General features: G+C 62.0%; 4 protein-coding genes. 2 read left to right on the forward strand and 2 right to left on the reverse strand.

All coding sequences use genetic code 11. The features are described from left to right. Positions 1 to 2 precede the first annotated feature (2 nt). Positions 3 to 1,355 (reverse strand): TolC family outer membrane protein, encoded by a 1,353-nt coding sequence (locus GGI48_RS14240; RefSeq protein WP_016967921.1) that lies wholly within the window; start codon positions 1,353 to 1,355, stop codon positions 3 to 5. Between the two features lie 363 nt (positions 1,356 to 1,718). Here GGI48_RS14240 and GGI48_RS14245 point away from each other — a divergent pair, with 363 nt between their 5' ends. Both GGI48_RS14245 and GGI48_RS14250 read left to right on the forward strand, forming a co-directional pair. Next, positions 1,719 to 17,675, forward strand: a complete 15,957-nt coding sequence (locus GGI48_RS14245) for a LapA family giant adhesin (protein WP_179598854.1) — start codon at positions 1,719 to 1,721, stop codon at positions 17,673 to 17,675. A 161-nt stretch (positions 17,676 to 17,836) separates the two neighbouring features. Next, positions 17,837 to 18,175, forward strand: coding sequence for a hypothetical protein (locus tag GGI48_RS14250; protein ID WP_016962584.1), 339 nt, complete (start codon positions 17,837 to 17,839; stop codon positions 18,173 to 18,175). 59 nt (positions 18,176 to 18,234) lie between these two features. Here GGI48_RS14250 and lapD read toward each other — a convergent pair whose 3' ends face one another. Further along, positions 18,235 to 20,181, reverse strand: a complete 1,947-nt coding sequence (gene lapD / locus GGI48_RS14255; protein ID WP_179598856.1) for a cyclic di-GMP receptor LapD — start codon at positions 20,179 to 20,181, stop codon at positions 18,235 to 18,237. Positions 20,182 to 20,184: the final 3 nt, after the last annotated feature.

Genomic DNA, 20,184 nt, shown 5'->3' on the forward strand with positions numbered 1-20,184 from the left:
GCTCAATTCATCCCAGGCAGCTGGACCTTGGGCTTCGCATCGTTCTGCACGACGGAAGCCATAGGTGCGACCACTCCCTGGCTCTTGAGCAACTCGCCCATGGTCGCCTTGATTCGGTACTGAGTAAATAACTGAATGTTCTTGATCTCGGCCAGACGCCGGGATGCGGTGAACAACTCGTTTTCGCTGTCGAGCAAGTCCAGCAGGGTACGTTCGCCCAGGCTGAACTGTTTCTGGTAGGCGGTGCGCACTGCCGTGCTGCGGTCAACATATTCCTGGGCAATCGGCACCTGGGCATTGGCGTTGTTCAAGGCGTTCCAGGCCAGGCCCAGCTCCTCGTTCAAGACCCGCAAGGCGTTGTTGCGGATATCCAGGGCCTGGTTCGACTGGTAGGCCTTGGACTCCAGGTCGGCCTTGTTGCTGCCACCGGCGAACAGGTTGAAGCGCATGCGCAGCATGGCCTGCCATTCATTGTTGTGGCCGTTCTGGCCGTCCAGGTCGTTGTCTGCGGTACGGCCCAGCTCCGCGTCGAAACGTGGGTAGAACGCCGACTTGGCGGCGTCGTACTGCTTCTCGGCAGCCACGATGTCGGATTCGGCGGAGCGCAGGATCGGGCTGTTTTCCAGCATCTGGCGGCGGGCCTCATCGAGGTTGGCCGGCATCAGCGCCATAAAGCTGGCAGGACGCTCCAGCTGATCCGGCATCTGCCCTACCGCACTCAGGTAGTTGGTCTGGGCGTCGGCCAGGTTGGTCTGCTCGGTGATCAGGTTGTTGCGGGCCTGGGCCATGCGCGCTTCGGCCTGATCGAGGTCGGCGCCGCTGCCCACGCCACGCTGGGTGCGCAGCTTGATCTGGTCGTAGATGCGTTCGTGATTGCGCAGATTGTCTTCTGCCAACTGTACGAATTGACGGCGGGTCAGCACGTCCAGGTACACCTGGGCGACGGTCAACGCCGTGCGCTCGGAGGTGCCGAGCAGGGAATAGGCCCGGGAATTGACGGTGGCTTGTTGACGCCCAACTTCACTGGACGTGGCAAAACCGTCAAAAACCATCTGCTGGAGACGTAAACTTGACTCTCCGCGATTCAGTGTCTCCCAGTGATTGCTGCCAGTACCCGCACGGGTACTAGGGTTATCGGTGCCCTCACGGCCATAGCCGGCGAGCATGTCGACACGTGGCAGATAGCCACCTTTGGCGGCTTTGAGCTGATAGTCAGCGGCTAGACGGCTGTTGACCCCGGCTTGAATTTCCGGGTGCACATCCAGTGCTTTCTGCATGGCTTCGGGGAGTGTTTGTGCCTGCACGAAACTCGCGGCCAAGGCGAACGGCAGGGCCTTTAACAGGTGAAAACGCATGATAGAAATTTCCCTCGGACAGCATGTCCAGAAACACGTCAAAACGTGGCGCCACATCGAATGATTTCAACCATTAAAGACCGTCCGTCGGAAAGTTCAAACTAAGAACTGGTTCACATACTTCAAGTCAGGTTACTGCATGAATATCAATGTGACATTAATTCAGCGATTGTTTAGGATGGCACCCATAAGGTCAATAGTTTGGCATAAAGTTAATCTCGAAAAAAACTAGCCAAAATATTGACGTCTATACTGTCAAATACCCGTATTCAATTACACAGCAATGTACCTCCTGACTGAGTTGCGGCCCGCGCCCAAGCCGGTACATGGAAGTCGACTAAGCGGTACATCGGAGAGTCCCCAATGAGCAGTGTTGTTGCCATCGTCAAAAGCATTGTCGGTCAGGTTTTCGTAGTTTCCCCGGAAGGAATCCGGCGCGTACTCATCGAAGGCGACCGCCTGTTCGTGGGTGACCAGGTCGATACCGGTCCCGCTGGCGCCGTCACCCTGGAATTGACCGACGGGCGCACACTCGATCTTGGCCGTGACACCCAGTGGAGCGGTGCCGCGCCGGATTCCACCACCGACCTGGCCCAGGCCAGCGCGCAAGCCGCCCCCTCGGTGGCAGAGCTGCAGCAGGCGATCGCCGCCGGTGCCGACCCGACCACCGATCTGGAAGCCACGGCCGCGGGTCCGACTGCTGCGGGCACCGGGGGCGCCGCGGGGGGTGGCCACAGCTTCGTCCAGTTGCAAGAAACCGCTGGCCGGGTAGACCCGACCATCGGCTTCCCGACGGCCGGCCTGGGTCAAGCCACTTCGGCCGTGGACAACAACCTTGGTGGACTGACCAACAACGGTCTGGCCACCACCAACGGCAGCGGCAGTGATTCGCTGCGTCCGGCCACCCTGACCCTGGGCGCCACGCCGACCATCACCGAAGCCGGCGGTGTGCTGGTGTACACCGCCACCCTGACCCAGGCACCACTGACCGACCTGACCGTCACCCTGTCCAATGGCGCGGTCATCGTGATCAGCGCAGGCCAGACCACTGGCAGCGTGCAAGTCCCTCTGGCGCCCCAGGACAACGTCTACATCGACCCCGGCCAGATCAGTGTCAGCGTCACCGGCACCACCGGCGGCAGCGGCCTGCTGGTCACGGTAGACCCCACTCCGGCGGTGACTCAGATCACCGATACCATCGACACCACCACCGTCACCTTGACCGCCGATGCCAGCGTCTCCGAAGGCGGGCAGATCACCTACACCGCCAACCTGACCAATCCGGCGCAGACGCCTGTGACCATCACCCTGTCCAACGGCGCGGTGATCACCATTGAAGCAGGCAAATCCAGCGGCTCGGTCGACGTAGCGGCCCCGGCCAACGACGTCTACAAGAACGGCAGCACCATCGAAGTCGGCATAACCAAAGCCGAAGGCGGCAACTTCGAGAACCTGCAGCCGAGCACCGACAAAGCGGTCACCACCGTCACCGACACGATCGACGACACCGGCCTCAGCCTGTCGGCCACCAGCACCGTGGCCGAGGGCGGCTCCATCGTCTATACCGCGACCCTGACCAATCCGGCCGGTACACCGCTGACTGTGACGCTGTCCAATGGCGCGGTGATCACCATCGCCGCAGGCGCCACCTCCGGCACCGCCACCGTCGCGGCCCCGGCGGATGACGTCTACAAGGATGCGGGCAAGGTTGAAGTCACCATCACCAAGACAGAGGGTGGCAACTTCGAGAACCTGGTTACCAACCCAGCTCCAGCGGTCACCGACGTCACCGACACTATCGATACCAGCACCGTTTCGTTGACCGCCACGCCGAGCGTGGCCGAAGGCGGCATCGTGGTCTACACCGCTTCGGTGTCCGCGCCAGTGACCGGTTCGCCAGTTGTGGTGACCTTGTCCAACGGTCAAACCATCACCATTCCAGTCGGTGAATCCTCCGGCACTGTGAACTTCACCGCGCCCAACGACGCACTGGCTGGCGGCAGTTCCTTGAGCACCACCATCACCAAGGCTGACGGCGGTAACTTCGAGAAGCTGGAGATCAACGACAAGCCAGCCGAAACCTCGGTTACCGATACGCCGGACACCACCACCCTTAGCGTAACGGCCACCGATACCGTCGCTGAGGGCGGCTCGATTGTTTACACCGCGACGCTGACCAATGCTGCCGGCACACCAGTGACCGTGACCCTCTCCAACGGTGCGGTAATCACCATCGCAGCGGGCGCCACTTCCGGCACCGCCACCGTCGCGGCCCCGGCCGACGATGTGTACAAGGACGCCGGCAAGGTTGAAGTCACTATCACCAAAGCCGATGGCGGCAACTTCGAAAACCTGGTTACCAATCCAGCTCCAGCGGTCACCGACGTCACCGACACTATCGATACCAGCACCGTTTCGTTGACCGCCACGCCGAGCGTGGCCGAAGGCGGCATTGTCGTTTACACCGCTTCGGTGTCTGCACCAGTCACCGGCTCTCCAGTGGTAGTGACCCTGTCCAACGGCCAGACCATCACAATTCCGGTTGGCGAGTCCTCCGGCACCGTGAACTTCACCGCCCCAAATGATGCTCTGGCTGGCGGCAGCTCTCTGAGCACCACCATCACCAAGGCTGACGGCGGTAACTACGAGAAGCTGGAGATCAGCGACAAACCTGCTGAAACCTCGGTTACCGATACTCCGGATACCACCACTCTGAGCCTGAGCGCTACTGACTCGGTGGCCGAAGGTGGCTCGATCGTTTACACCGCAACACTGACCAACGCCGCTGGCACTCCGGTCACGGTCACACTCTCCAACGGTGCCGTCATCACCATCGCCGCTGGCGCTACTTCGGGGACTGCAACCATTGCCGCTCCTGCGGATGATGTTTACAAGGATGCCGGTAAGGTCGAAGTCACTATCACCAAGGCAGACGGTGGCAACTTCGAAAACCTGGTTACCAACCCAGCACCAGCCGTCACCGATGTCACTGACACTATCGATACGTCGACTGTCAGCCTGACCGCTACGCCAAGCGTCGCCGAAGGCGGCATCGTGGTCTACACCGCTTCGGTGTCTGCACCAGTAACCGGTTCGCCAGTGGTGGTGACCCTTTCCAATGGTCAAACCATCACCATCCCGGTTGACGAAAGCCATGGTTCGGTGAACTTCACCGCGCCAAACGATGCTCTGGCCGGCGGCAGCTCCTTGAGCACCACCATCACCAAGGCTGACGGTGGTAACTACGAGAAGCTGGAGATCAATGACAAGCCAGCCGAAACCTCGGTGACCGACACCCCAGACACCACCACTCTGAGCCTTTCGGCGACAGACTCCGTGGCTGAAGGCGGCTCCATTGTCTATACCGCGACGCTGACCAATGCTGCCGGTACCCCGGTTACTGTGACTCTGAGCAACGGTGCCGTAATCACTATCGCTGCTGGTGCCACCACCGGTACCGCCACCGTGGCCGCGCCTGCCGATGACGTTTATAAGGACGCCGGCAAGGTTGAAGTCACTATCACCAAAGCGGACGGCGGTAACTTCGAGAACCTGGTTACCAATCCAGCTCCTGCTGTGACTGATGTCACTGACACCATCGACACCAGCACTGTCTCCCTGACGGCGACTCCGAGCGTCGCCGAAGGCGGCATCGTGGTGTACACCGCTTCGGTGTCTGCACCAGTCACCGGCTCCCCGGTCGTAGTAACTCTGTCCAACGGCCAGACCATCACCATCCCAGTCGGTGAATCCTCCGGCACTGTGAACTTCACCGCGCCCAACGATGCTCTGGCTGGCGGCAGCTCATTGAGCACCACCATCACCAAAGCGGACGGCGGCAACTACGAGAAGCTGGAGATCAGCGATAAGCCCGCTGAAACCAGCGTTACCGATACTCCGGATACAACCACTCTGAGCCTCTCGGCCACCGACTCCGTGGCTGAAGGCGGCTCCATTGTCTATACCGCGACACTGACCAATGCTGCCGGTACTCCAGTGACCGTGACCCTGTCCAACGGTGCAGTCATCACCATTGAGGCCGGTAAGACCACAGGCTCCGTCACTGTTGCTGCGCCTGCCGACGACGTATACAAGGACGCTGGCAAAGTTGAAGCGACCATCACCAAGGCTGAAGGCGGCAACTTCGAACACCTGGAGACCAACCCAACTCCAGCCGTGACGGATGTCACTGACACTATCGATACTTCGACTGTCAGCCTGACGGCGACTCCGAGCGTCGCCGAAGGCGGCATCGTGGTGTACACCGCTTCGGTTTCGGCACCAGTGACCGGTTCCCCGGTCGTAGTGACTCTGTCTAACGGCCAGACCATTACTATTCCGGTTGGCGAGTCCTCCGGCAGCGTGAACTTCACCGCACCCAACGATGCCCTGGCTGGCGGCAGCTCCTTGAGCACCACCATCACCAAGGCTGATGGCGGTAACTACGAGAAGCTGGAGATCAATGACAAGCCGGCCGAAACCTCGGTGACTGATACACCAGACACCACCACTCTGAGCCTTTCGGCGACAGACTCCGTGGCAGAAGGCGGCTCGATTGTTTACACCGCAACGCTGACCAACGCTGCCGGTACCCCGGTTACTGTGACTCTGAGCAACGGTGCCGTAATCACTATCGCCGCAGGCGCAACCTCGGGCACCGCCACCGTCGCGGCACCAGCCGACGACGTTTACAAGGACGCAGGTAAAGTCGAAGCCACCATCACCAAAGCTGAAGGCGGCAACTTCGAGAACCTGGTTACCAACCCAGCTCCAGCCGTGACTGATGTCACTGACACTATCGATACTTCGACTATCAGCCTGACCGCTACGCCAAGCGTCGCCGAAGGCGGAATCGTGGTGTACACCGCTTCGGTGTCCGCGCCAGTGACCGGTTCGCCGGTTGTGGTGACCTTGTCCAATGGCCAGACCATCACTATCCCGGTTGGCGAAAGCCACGGTTCGGTGAACTTCACCGCGCCAAACGACGCCCTGGCCGGCGGCAGCTCTCTGAGCACCACCATCACCAAGGCTGATGGCGGTAACTACGAGAAGCTGGAGATTAACGACAAGCCGGCCGAAACCTCGGTGACTGATACACCAGACACCACCACGCTGAGCCTGAGTGCTACTGACTCGGTAGCAGAGGGTGGGTCCATCGTTTACACCGCGACCCTGACCAACGCGGCCGGTACTCCGGTCACCGTGACCTTGAGTAACGGTGCCGTAATCACCATCGCAGCGGGCGCCACCTCCGGCACCGCCACCGTCGCGGCACCAGCCGACGACGTTTACAAGGACGCTGGCAAGGTTGAAGTCACCATCACCAAAGCGGACGGTGGCAACTTCGAGAACCTGGTCACCAACCCTGCTCCAGCAGTGACGGACGTCACTGACACCATCGACACCAGCACTGTCTCCCTGACGGCGACTCCGAGCGTCGCCGAAGGCGGCATCGTGGTGTACACCGCTTCGGTTTCGGCACCAGTGACCGGTTCGCCGGTTGTAGTGACTCTCTCCAACGGTCAAACCATCACCATCCCGGTTGGCGAAAGCCATGGTTCGGTGAACTTCACCGCGCCAAACGACGCCCTGGCCGGCGGCAGCTCTCTGAGCACCACCATCACCAAGGCTGATGGCGGTAACTACGAGAAGCTGGAGATCAATGACAAGCCAGCAGAAACCTCGGTTACCGACACCCCAGACACCACCACTCTGAGCCTTTCGGCGACAGATTCCGTGGCAGAAGGCGGGTCCATCGTTTACACCGCAACGCTGACCAACGCTGCCGGTACCCCGGTTACTGTGACTCTGAGCAACGGTGCCGTAATCACTATCGCCGCAGGCGCAACCTCGGGCACCGCCACCGTCGCGGCACCAGCCGACGACGTTTACAAGGACGCAGGTAAAGTCGAAGCCACCATCACCAAAGCGGACGGCGGCAACTTCGAAAACCTGGTCACCAATCCAGCTCCAGCTGTGACTGACGTCACCGACACTATCGATACCAGCACCGTTTCGTTGACAGCCACGCCGAGCGTGGCGGAAGGCGGAATCGTGGTGTACACCGCTTCGGTGTCCGCGCCAGTAACCGGTTCGCCAGTGGTAGTGACCTTGTCCAATGGACAGACCATCACTATCCCGGTTGGCGAAAGCCATGGTTCGGTGAACTTCACTGCACCCAATGATGCTCTGGCTGGCGGCAGCTCCTTGAGCACCACCATCACCAAAGCGGACGGTGGCAACTACGAGAAGCTGGAGATCAACGACAAGCCGGCTGAAACCTCGGTTACCGACACTCCGGACACCACCACGCTGAGCCTGAGCGCTACTGACTCGGTGGCCGAAGGCGGCCAGATCACTTACACCGCGACCCTGAGCAATGCTGCTGGTACTCCGGTCACCGTGACATTGAGCAATGGCGCAGTGATCACCATCGCTGCTGGTGCCACTTCGGGCACTGCTACCGTCGCGGCTCCGGCTGATGACGTCTATAAAGACGCCGGCAAAGTCGAAGCCACCATCACCAAGGCCGAGGGTGGCAACTTCGAACACCTGGAGACCAATCCGACTCCGGCCGTGACTGACGTCACCGACACCATCGACAACTCCACCGTGTCGCTGAAGGCCACGCCTTCGGCTGCCGAAGGTGGCAACGTCACTTACACCGCAACCGTCACCGCGCCAGTCACCGGTTCGCCTGTTGTGGTGACCCTCGCCAATGGCGAGAAGATCACCATTCCGGTCGGTGAAACTACCGGCTCGGTGAGCATCACTGCGCCGAACGATGTGCTGGTTGGCCACACTCCGCTGACCAACTCCATCACCAACGTCAGCGGCGGCAACTACGAAAACCTGGTGGCGGATAAAACTCCGGTCAGCACCACCGTGACCGATACCGTCGACACCACCAATCTGTCCCTCAGCGCCACCGGCACTGTCGCCGAAGGTGGCCAGATCACCTATACCGCGACCCTGACCAACGCCGCCGGTACGCCGGTGACTGTAACGCTGTCCAATGGTGCCGTAATCACCATCGAAGCAGGCAAAACCACTGGCACCGTGACGGTCGCGGCACCAGCCGATGACGTCTACAAGGACGCCGGCAAAGTCGAAGCCACCATCACCAAGGCTGAAGGCGGCAACTTCGAAAAACTGGTGCCAAGCACCACACCGGCCGTCACCGACGTGACCGATACCATCGACAATTCCACCGTGTCGCTGAAGGCCACGCCTTCGACGGCCGAAGGCGGCAATGTCACCTACACCGCGACTGTCACCGCTCCGGTCACCGGTTCTCCAGTAGTCGTGACCCTGGCCAATGGCGAAAAAATCACCATCCCGGTCGGTGAGACTACCGGCTCGGTGAGCATCACTGCGCCGAACGATGTGCTGGTTGGCCATACTCCGCTGACCAACTCCATCACCAACGTCAGCGGTGGCAACTACGAAAACCTGGTCGCCGACAAGACTCCGGTCAGCACTACCGTGACCGATACCGTCGACACCACCAATCTGTCCCTGTCGGCTACACCTTCGGTAGCGGAAGGCGGTTCGATTGTTTACACCGCAACCCTGAGCAATGCCGCCGGTACTCCGGTCACCGTGACCCTGAGCAATGGCGCGGTAATCACCATCGCCGCCGGGGCAACTAGTGGCACCACCACCGTGGCAGCACCGGCCGACGATGTGTACAAAGACGCGGGCAAGGTTGAAGCAACCATCACCAAGGCTGAAGGCGGCAACTTTGAAAAGCTGGTGCCAAGCACCACGCCGGCCGTCACCGATGTGACCGACACCATCGACAACTCCACCGTGTCGCTGAAGGCCACGCCTTCCGCGGCTGAAGGTGGCAACGTCACCTACACCGCGACTGTCACTGCGCCAGTCACCGGTTCTCCAGTAGTCGTGACACTGGCCAATGGCGAAAAAATCACCATCCCGGTCGGTGAGACTACTGGCTCGGTGAGCATCACTGCGCCGAACGATGTGCTGGTCGGCCACACTCCGCTGACCAACTCCATCACCAACGTCAGCGGCGGCAACTACGAAAACCTGGTGGCGGATAAAACCCCGGTCAGCACCACCGTGACCGATACCGTCGACACCACCAATCTGTCCCTCAGCGCTACTGGCACTGTCGCCGAAGGTGGCCAGATCACCTATACCGCGACCCTGACCAACGCCGCCGGTACGCCGGTGACTGTAACGCTGTCCAATGGTGCCGTAATCACCATCGAAGCAGGCAAAACCACCGGCACCGTAACGGTCGCCGCGCCAGCCGATGACGTCTACAAGGACGCCGGTAAAGTCGAAGCCACCATCACCAAGGCCGAAGGCGGCAACTTCGAAAAACTGGTGCCAAGCACCACGCCGGCCGTCACCGATGTGACCGATACCATCGACAACTCCACCGTGTCGCTGAAGGCCACGCCTTCGACGGCCGAAGGCGGCAACGTCACCTACACCGCGACTGTCACCGCTCCGGTCACCGGTTCGCCTGTTGTGGTGACCCTCGCCAATGGCGAGAAGATCACCATCCCAGTGGGTGAAACCACCGGCTCGGTGAGCATCAGCGCGCCGAACGATGCGCTGGTCGGCCACACTCCGCTGACCAATGCCATTAGCGATGTCAGTGGCGGGAACTACGAGAATCTGGTGGCCGACAAGACCCCGGTCAGCACCACCGTGACCGACACCGTGGACACCACCAATCTCAGCCTCAGTGCCACGCCGTCGGTGGCCGAGGGTGGTTCGATCGTCTACACCGCGACCCTGACCAATGCGGCCGGCACGCCGGTCAACGTGACCCTGAGCAACGGCGCAGTGATCACCATCGCCGCCGGGGCAACCAGTGGCACCGTGACTGTGGCTGCACCTGCCGATGACGTGTACAAGGACGCTGGCAAGGTCGAGGTTTCCATCACCAAGGCCGACGGTGGCAACTTCGAGAAGCTGGTGCCTGATACCAAGCCCGTGGTCACCGACGTCACCGACACCATCGACAACTCCACCATTACGCTCAAGGCCACGCCGACGGCAGCCGAAGGCGGCACCGTCACTTATACCGCCACTGTCAGCGCGCCAGTTACCGGCTCGCCGGTGGTGGTGACTCTGGCCAATGGTGAAAAAATCACCATCCCGGTCGGCGAGAGCAGCGGTTCGGTGAGCATCAGCGCGCCGAACGATGTGCTGGTTGGCCACACTCCGCTGACCAATGCCATCAGCACGGTCAGCGGCGGGAACTACGAGAACCTGATTGCCGACAAATCGCCGGTCAGCACTACCGTGACCGATACCGTGGACACCACCAACCTCAGCCTCAGCGCTACACCGTCGGTGGCCGAGGGCGGTTCCATCGTCTACACAGCGACCCTGAGCAATGCCGCCGGTACTCCGGTCACCGTGACCCTGAGCAACGGTGCGGTAATTACCATTGCCGCAGGCGCCACTTCCGGTACCGCTACCGTCGCGGCTCCGGCTGATGACGTCTATAAAGACGCCGGCAAAGTCGAAGCGACCATCACCAAGGCTGAAGGCGGCAACTTCGAGAAGCTGGTACCAAGCACCACGCCGGCCGTCACCGATGTGACCGATACCATCGACAACTCCACCGTATCGCTGAAGGCCACGCCTTCGACGGCCGAAGGCGGCAACGTCACCTACACCGCGACTGTCACCGCTCCGGTCACCGGTTCGCCTGTTGTGGTGACCCTCGCCAATGGCGAGAAGATCACCATCCCAGTGGGTGAAACTACCGGCTCGGTGAGCATCACTGCGCCTAACGATGTACTGGTTGGCCATACTCCGCTGACCAACTCCATCACCAACGTCAGCGGCGGTAACTACGAGAACCTGGTGGCGGATAAAACCCCGGTCAGCACCACCGTGACCGATACCGTCGACACCACCAACCTCAGCCTCAGCGCTACACCATCGGTGGCCGAGGGCGGTTCCATCGTCTACACAGCGACCCTGAGCAACGCCGCCGGTACTCCGGTCACTGTGACCCTGTCCAACGGTGCCGTGATCAACATCGCCGCTGGCAAAACCACCGGCACAGTGACTGTCGCCGCGCCAGGCGATGACGTGTACAAAGACGCCGGTAAAGTCGAAGCCACCATCACCAAGGCCGAAGGCGGCAACTTCGAGAAGCTGGTACCAAGCACCACGCCAGCCGTCACCGATGTGACCGATACCATCGACAACTCCACCGTATCGCTGAAGGCCACGCCTTCCGCGGCCGAAGGTGGCAACGTCACTTACACCGCCACCGTCACTGCTCCGGTTACCGGCTCGCCGGTAGTCGTGACCCTCGCCAATGGCGAGAAGATCACCATCCCGGTCGGCGAAACCACTGGTTCGGTCAGCATCAGCGCGCCTAATGACGTGCTGGTTGGCCACACCCCACTGACCAACTCCATCACCAACGTCAGCGGCGGTAACTACGAGAACCTGGTCGCCGACAAGACTCCGGTCAGCACCACCGTGACCGATACCGTCGACACCACCAATCTGTCCCTGTCGGCTACACCTTCGGTAGCGGAAGGCGGTTCGATTGTTTACACCGCGACCCTGAGCAACGCCGCAGGTACTCCGGTCACCGTGACCCTGAGCAATGGCGCCGTGATCACCATTGCCGCTGGCGCCACTTCCGGCACCGCTACCGTCGCGGCACCAGCCGATGACGTCTACAAGGACGCCGGCAAGGTCGAAGCGACCATCACCAAGGCTGAAGGCGGCAACTTCGAGAAGCTGGTACCAAGCACCACGCCGGCCGTCACCGATGTGACCGATACCATCGACAACTCCACCGTGTCGCTGAAGGCCACGCCTTCGGCTGCCGAAGGTGGCAACGTCACTTACACCGCCACCGTCACTGCTCCGGTTACCGGCTCGCCGGTAGTCGTGACCCTCGCCAATGGCGAGAAGATCACCATCCCGGTCGGCGAAACCACTGGTTCGGTCAGCATCAGCGCACCTAACGACGTGCTGGTTGGCCACACCCCATTGACCAACTCCATCACCAATGTCAGCGGCGGTAACTACGAGAACCTGGTCGCCGACAAGACCCCGGTCAGCACTACCGTGACCGATACCGTGGACACCACCAACCTCAGCCTCAGCGCTACACCGTCGGTGGCCGAGGGCGGTTCCATCGTCTACACCGCGACCCTGAGCAACGCCGCCGGTACTCCGGTGACCGTCACTCTGAGCAACGGTGCGGTAATCACCATTGCCGCAGGCGCCACTTCCGGTACCGCTACCGTCGCGGCGCCGGCTGATGACGTCTATAAAGACGCCGGCAAAGTCGAAGCGACCATCACCAAGGCTGAAGGCGGCAACTTCGAGAAACTGGTACCAAGCACCACGCCGGCCGTCACCGATGTGACCGATACCATCGACAACTCCACCGTGTCGCTGAAGGCCACGCCTTCCGCAGCTGAAGGTGGCAACGTCACTTACACCGCCACCGTCACTGCTCCAGTCACCGGTTCGCCAGTGGTGGTTACCCTTGCCAATGGCGAAAAAATCACCATCCCGGTCGGTGAAACCACTGGTTCGGTCAGCATCAGCGCGCCTAACGACGTGCTGGTCGGCCACACCCCACTGACCAACTCCATCTCCAATGTCAGCGGCGGCAACTACGAGAACCTGGTGGCGGATAAAACCCCGGTCAGCACCACCGTGACCGATACCGTCGACACCACCAATCTGTCCCTGTCGGCTACACCTTCGGTAGCGGAAGGCGGTTCCATCGTCTACACCGCGACCCTGAGCAACGCCGCCGGTACTCCGGTCACTGTGACCCTGTCCAACGGTGCCGTAATCACCATTGCCGCCGGGGCAACCAGTGGCACCGCCACCGTGGCCGCGCCAAGCGATGATGTGTACAAAGACGCCGGTAAAGTCGAAGCCACCATCACCAAGGCCGAAGGCGGCAACTTCGAAAAACTGGTGCCAAGCACCACGCCGGCCGTGACTGACGTCACCGACACCATCGACAACTCCACCGTATCGCTGAAGGCCACGCCTTCCGCGGCCGAAGGTGGCAACGTCACTTACACCGCGACAGTTACCGCTCCGGTGACCGGCTCGCCGTTAGTCGTGACCCTGGCCAATGGCGAAAAAATCACCATCCCGGTCGGTGAAACCACTGGTTCGGTGAGCATCAGCGCGCCTAACGACGTGCTGGTTGGCCACACCCCACTGACCAACTCCATCACCAACGTCAGCGGCGGCAACTACGAGAACCTGGTTGCCGACAAGACCCCGGTCAGCACCACCGTGACCGACACCATCGACACCACCAGCGTCAGCCTCAGCGCCACCGGCACCGTGGCTGAAGGCGGTTCCATCATCTACACCGCGACCCTGACCAACGCCGCCGGTACTCCGGTGACCGTCACTCTGAGCAACGGCGCGGTGATCAACATCGCCGCCGGCAAGACCACCGGTACCGTCACCGTTGCGGCGCCGGCTGACGACGTCTATATCGACGCCGGCAAGGTCAATGCCTCGATTACCAGCGCCACCGGAGGCAACTTCGAGAAGCTGGTGCCGGACACCACGCCAGCGGTGACCAACGTGACCGACACCGTGGATACCACTTCGGTGGGCATCACCGGCAGCACCTCGGTCACTGAAGGCCAGACCGCCAGCTACACCGTGAGCCTGACCCACCCGGCACAGACCGAAGTCACCCTGAAGATCAGCTACAGCGGCACCGCCACCGACGGCTCGGACTTCAGCGGCGTGTACACCGTGAAGATCCCGGCCGGTGCCAGCAGCGCCACCTTCAACGTCGCCACCATTGACGACAAGATCACCGAAGGCACGGAAAACTTCGTGGTCAAGATCGACTCGGCCACCGGTGGCAACTTCGAGAACCTGGTGGTGGGCAGCAACAACAGCGTCACCACCTCGATCATCGACAACGATGCTCCGCCGGTCATCGACCTGGACGCCAACAACTCCAGCGGCGCCACCGGGGCCGACTACAAGGTCACCTTCACCGAAGGCACCGCGGGCCCTGGCGTGTCGATCGCCGACACCGACCTGAGCATCACCGATCCGGACAGCACCATGCTCACCGGCGCCACCATCGTGCTGACCAACCGTCAGCCGGGGGACTCGCTGAACCTGGGCAACAGCGTCAACGGCATCAACATCAATGCCAACAGCAAGGACGGTTCGATCACGCTGACTCTGTCGGGCAACGCGACGCTGGCCGACTACATGCAGCAGATCAAGAACATCACCTTCACCAACAACAGTGAAGACCCGAGCACCACGCCACGAACCATCACCGTGACCGTGACCGACGGCGGCAACTACTCCAACGTCGCCACCACCACGGTCAATGTGGTGGCGGTCAACGACGCCCCAACCGCCACCGGCGGCGCCGTGACCGGCAGCGAAGACACCCCGCTGGCCCTGACCTGGTCGAACTTCGGCGTCAGCGACGTCGACAGCCCGGCGTCCAGCCTCGGGGTGAAGATCACCCAGCTGCCCAGTGACGGCAAACTGCAATACCTGGACGGTTCGACCTGGAAGGACGTGGCCAACAACCAGACCATCAGCAAGGCCGATATCGATGCCGGCAAGCTGCGCTTCACCCCGGACGCCAACGAATCCGGCACCAACGGCTACGGCGGCAGCGGCGTGGGCAACCAGCAGGCCGATTACGCCCAGATCAAGTTCCAGCCAACCGATGGCCAGGCCCTGGGCAGCACCGGTACGGTCACCGTCGACATCACCCCAGTGGCCGATGCCCCGACCCTGAGCGTGGCCGGCAACAACGTGAACTCGGTGGGCCTGCTCAAGGAAGTCTGGACCGGCCTCAGCGGCCTGGGCACCGACGGCAGCGGCGCGTCCGCCAGCACCCTGAAATCGGTGATCGACGCCGCCGGCACGCCAAACAGCAGCAGCCTGGCCACCAACGTCCAGTCCGACGGCAACATCACCCCGGGCACCGCGTCGAAGACCTCCGGCCTGATCTACCTGGAAGCCGGCAAGGCCTACACCTTCTCCGGCACCGGCGACGACAGCCTGCTGGTGACCATCGGCGGCAAGAACGTGGCCAGCACCACCTGGGGCGCGGGCGGTAACCTCAACGGGACCTTCACCCCGACCACCAGTGGCTACTACACCATCGATATCTACCACCACAACCAGAGCGGCCCGGGCAACTACGACGTCAACCTGTCGGTCAACGGCGGGGCCCCGGTAGACCTGAGCAACGCCGGCGTGCCGCTGTACACCGGGGTCACCGACCTGACCAACGCCGGGGTTTCGGTGTCCGACCTGCACGGCACCAACGGCGAGGGTTACTACGACGGCTACAAGCTCAACGAAGGCGGCGAAGGCGGCAGCGTGCATCTGTCGAAGATCAGCACCGGGCTGACCGATACCGACGGTTCGGAAACCCTGAGCGTGAAGATCAGCGGCATTCCCGCAGGCTCCGTGCTCAGCGACGGTGCCGGGCATACCTTCACCGCCACTGCGACCTCCGGCGAAGCCAACGTCACCGGCTGGAACCTGGGCAACCTGACGGTCACCCCGCCGCCTTACTACAACGGTTCGTTCAACCTCAACGTGACCTCGACCTCCACCGAGTCCCTGGGCGGTTCGGCCAGCACCTCGGCGCAGATCCCGGTCAAGGTCTACCCGGCCACCTACAATGCGGTGGTTGCCACCTCCGGCGACGATACCGTCACCGGCACCGACGGCAACGACATCGTGGTCGCGGACATCGGCGGCCTGACCGTGGTCCCGGGCACCAACTACAACATCGCCTTCATGGTGGACAGCTCGGGCAGTATGAGCAGCGCCTCGATCACCGCGGCCAAGAACTCCCTGACCTCGGTGTTCAATACCCTGAAGAACAGCATCGGCAGCGCCGGCTCGGGCACCGTGAACATCTTCCTGGCCGACTTCGATACCCAGGTCAACAAGTCGGTATCGGTGAACCTCAACGATCCGAACGCCCTGGCTCAGCTCAAGGCGGTGCTGGATTCGATGGTCTCCGGCGGCGGCACCAACTATGAAGACGTGTTCAAGGCCACGGCCAACTTCTTCCAGAGCAGCCAGGCCACCGGCAATAGCAACGCCACCAACCTGACGTACTTCATCACCGATGGTAAGCCGACCTACTACCAGAGCGGCGAGCAGACCAACCCGACGCTGTACAGCAACGTGCGCCTCGACGATGTGGTGACCACCAGCAACTACAAGCTGGGGGACACTTTTGGCAAGTACATCGACAACACCCACTACCTCAGCGTCAACAGCGACGGCACGACGATCCTGCAGACCTACAACAGTGGCTGGAACTCTTGGAGCAGCAAGACCCTGGGCACGCTGCACGCCCAGGGTGATGGCACCTATGAGCTGTCGAGCCTGGCGGGTAGCGGCAACAGCACCAACTCGGCCACCACCAGCAACTCCAATGACGGCTTCGTACTGCTGAGCAAACTGTCCCAGGTGGAAGCCATCGGCCTGAACAGCGATGTCAGCCTCAACGACCTGAAGCCTTACGACAGCGACGGCAAGCCGCAGACCAACATCGACCCCAACGACCTGGCCAACTCGATCATCGGCCACACCGAAGCCACCATGCCCGGCGCGGACACCGTCAGCGGCGGCAATGGCAACGACATCCTGTTCGGCGACCTGGTGAGCTTCAACGGCATCGCCGGCGAGGGCTACCAGGCCATGCAGGCCTACGTGGCCAAGCAGAGCGGGGTCGATGTCAGTCAGGTCAGCACCAGCAACGTGCACCAGTACATCACCGAGCACTACACCGAGTTCGATGTGTCCGGCAGCCATGACGGCAACGACACCCTGCTGGGCGGCGACGGCAATGACATTCTCTTCGGCCAGGGCGGCAACGATTTGCTGGACGGTGGCCGGGGCAATGACATCCTGCTGGGTGGCACCGGCAACGACACCCTGATCGGTGGCCAGGGCAACGACATCCTGATTGGCGGTTCGGGTGCCGATACCTTCGTCTGGAAGGCGGGCGATACCGGCAACGATGTGATCAAGGACTTCAAGGCCAGCGAAGGTGACCGTATCGACCTGCGGGATCTGCTGCAGGGCGAGAGCGCCAGCACCATCGACAACTTCCTCAAGATCACCACCGTGGACGGGGTCTCGACCCTGCAGGTCAGCTCCGAAGGCAAGCTCAACGCCGCCGGCGGCCTGGCCAACGCCGACGTGACGATCAAGCTGGAAGGCAACAACTGGTCCAATGCCAACATCCACTCGTTGATCGCCGGTAGCGACCCGACCATCAAGATCGATCACAACAACAGCTGATGAGTGACCGGCAGCCACCCCTTGCGGGTGGTTGCCGGCTATTGGCCGACAACCTGCGCCGTGACGATTGTCGCGGAGCACCGCATACTCACGCGCTGGATGTGGCGTTGGCCCAGGTCACTGAGCGCCGGACGCCGAATAAAAAGCCTGAGGGATTTGCCATGTTCTACGTGCAACGCGATGCGCAAGGTCAGCTGATTCGCGTGGAAGCCGCCGCTTACGCCGAGGCGACCGAGACGCTGCCTGCCGATCATCTCGAGATCCAGACCTGGTTCGCCAATGAAGCGGTGGAGGTCAGCCTCAAGCAACTCAAGCAGAGCGACCTGGAGATGATCCGGGTTCTGGACGACCTGATTCAGGTGCTGACCAGCAAGGGCGTGATTCGCGTCACCGACCTGCCGGCGGCGGCCCAGGCCAAGCTGATGGATCGTACCCAGGCCCGGGTGGCACTGGGGGGCTTGAGCCGGTTGATCAACGATGATGAAACCGGATTGATCTGAGACTCTTCGCCGGCAAGCCGGCTCCTACGCCAGGAGACGGCTTGCCGGCGACAGCGCTTTCAACTCCAGGGCGCCGGTTCGCCGAACAGTTGCCCTTGCACGCCGTACAAGCCCATCTCGCGAATCACTCGCAGCTCGCCCTCAGTCTCGACTCGCTCGGCAATCAACGGCAGGTCGATGCTGTGGGCCGCGCGCTGGATAGCCTCGATAAACAGGCGCTTGTCGCTTTCCTGGTCGATGTTGCGGATGTAGCTGCCGTCGATCTTCAGATAGGCCAGGCCCAGGCGGGCCAGGTTGCCGATCATGCTGAAGCGCCCGCCAAAGCGTTGCAGGCTGAGGGAGAAGCCCAGTTCCCGCAGGCGCCGGGTCAACTGTTCCAGCTGGACCTGCTCGGGCAGCTGTTCCTCGCCGATCTCCAGGGTCAGGCGCGGCCCGAGGTCGGAGTACTGGCGCAGGATATCCATGACCCGGTTCAGGGCCTGGGGATTCTCCAGGGTCGCCGCCGAGAGGTTCAGGGCCAGGCTGTCTTCATGTCCGCTCATCTGCTTGAGGACCTGCTCGAGCATCAGCACGTCCAGGCGCGAGGTCCAGCCAAAGCGCTCCAGCCACGGCAGGAAGCGGCCGGCGGGAATGGCCTGGCCCTGCTCGTCCAGCAGCCGTGAAAGCACCTTGTAATGCAGCACCCGCGTGGTGTCTTCGACCGCTACCACCGGCTGGAAGTACAGCTGGAAGCGTTGCTCCGACAGCGCCCGGTCCAACCATGTATGCCAGGCATGGTGATCGTCACCGACCTGGGCACCGACGCCCTGATCCAGGCAGGCCCAGTGGGTGTCGCCCTGGCCTTCGGCCTGGGCCAGGGCCTGATCGCCGAGGCTGAGCACCGCCTGGGGCGAGTCACCGTGGGCAAAGGCCGCCAGGCCGATGGAAGCCACGCCGGCAACATCGGTAGCACCCGTGGCATACAGGTTGCCCAGCGCGCTTTCCAGGTTCTGGGCCAGCTGGATGGCTTCATCACGCACCAGCCCCGGCGCCAGGACGGCGAACTCGCCACCGCGAACCCGGGTCACCAGGTTGTGGGTCTCGGGGTACTTGTTGCATTCGCGCAGCAGTTGCTCCCCCACCGCCTTAAGCAATTGGTCGGTGCGCTGGCCCCCCAGGCGCTGGTTCAGGCCAGCCAGGTCCTTGACCCGCAACAGCAGCAGGTAACCGGAACTCGCCTGCTCCGGGTTGCTGACGCGGGCATGCAGCTGCATCTCGAAATAACGTCGGTTGGCCAACCCGGTCAGGCTGTCCTGATACGACTCGATGCGCAGTTTTTCACTGCGTTCGGCCTGCTCCTGGAACAGGGCCTTGAGCTTCTCCACCATCTGGTTCATGGCCTGCACCACCCGTCGCAGTTCCGGGGTACGCGGCAACTGCGGCAGGCTGAGAAATTCGCGCCGGGCAATGGCGTGGGACTGCTGGACCATGTAGTCCAGGGGTCTGAGCTGACGCCGCAGCAACAGGGCGCCGAGCACCGCGCTCACCGCGCCGCAGATCAGCAGCCAGCCCAGGCTGCCCAGGGCGCTCTGCCAGAGCTTGGCCACAGCGAACATCGGGTGGCTGAGCACTTCGACCCGCGCCGCCTGCTCCCAGCCACGGCTGACGATGGCGTCGCCGCCGGCCGGCTCCAGGCCGATCAGCTTGACGAACCACTGGGGCACATTGCCGACCTCGGGAATGCCACTGCGCTCGACGATGGTCTTGTCGGTGGCCAGGTCCACTACCCGGATGCTGGCGTAGTAGCCGCTGTCGAAGATCGAGCTGACCATCAGCTCGACCATCGCCGGGTCATCGATGTTCGGCGTCAGCGACAAGGCCAGGGCCGTGGCCGCATCCTGGGCATGGGAGCGCAGTTGATTGACATACTGGGTGCGCGAACTTTCCAGGCTGACCATGAAGCTGCCGCTGAAGGCGACCACCAGGAACACACAGATTGCGATCAACAGCTGTTTGAACAAAGACATCTG

It is taken from the genome of Pseudomonas protegens (assembly GCF_013407925.2).
Taxonomy (GTDB): Bacteria; Pseudomonadota; Gammaproteobacteria; order Pseudomonadales; family Pseudomonadaceae; genus Aquipseudomonas; species Aquipseudomonas fluorescens_AP.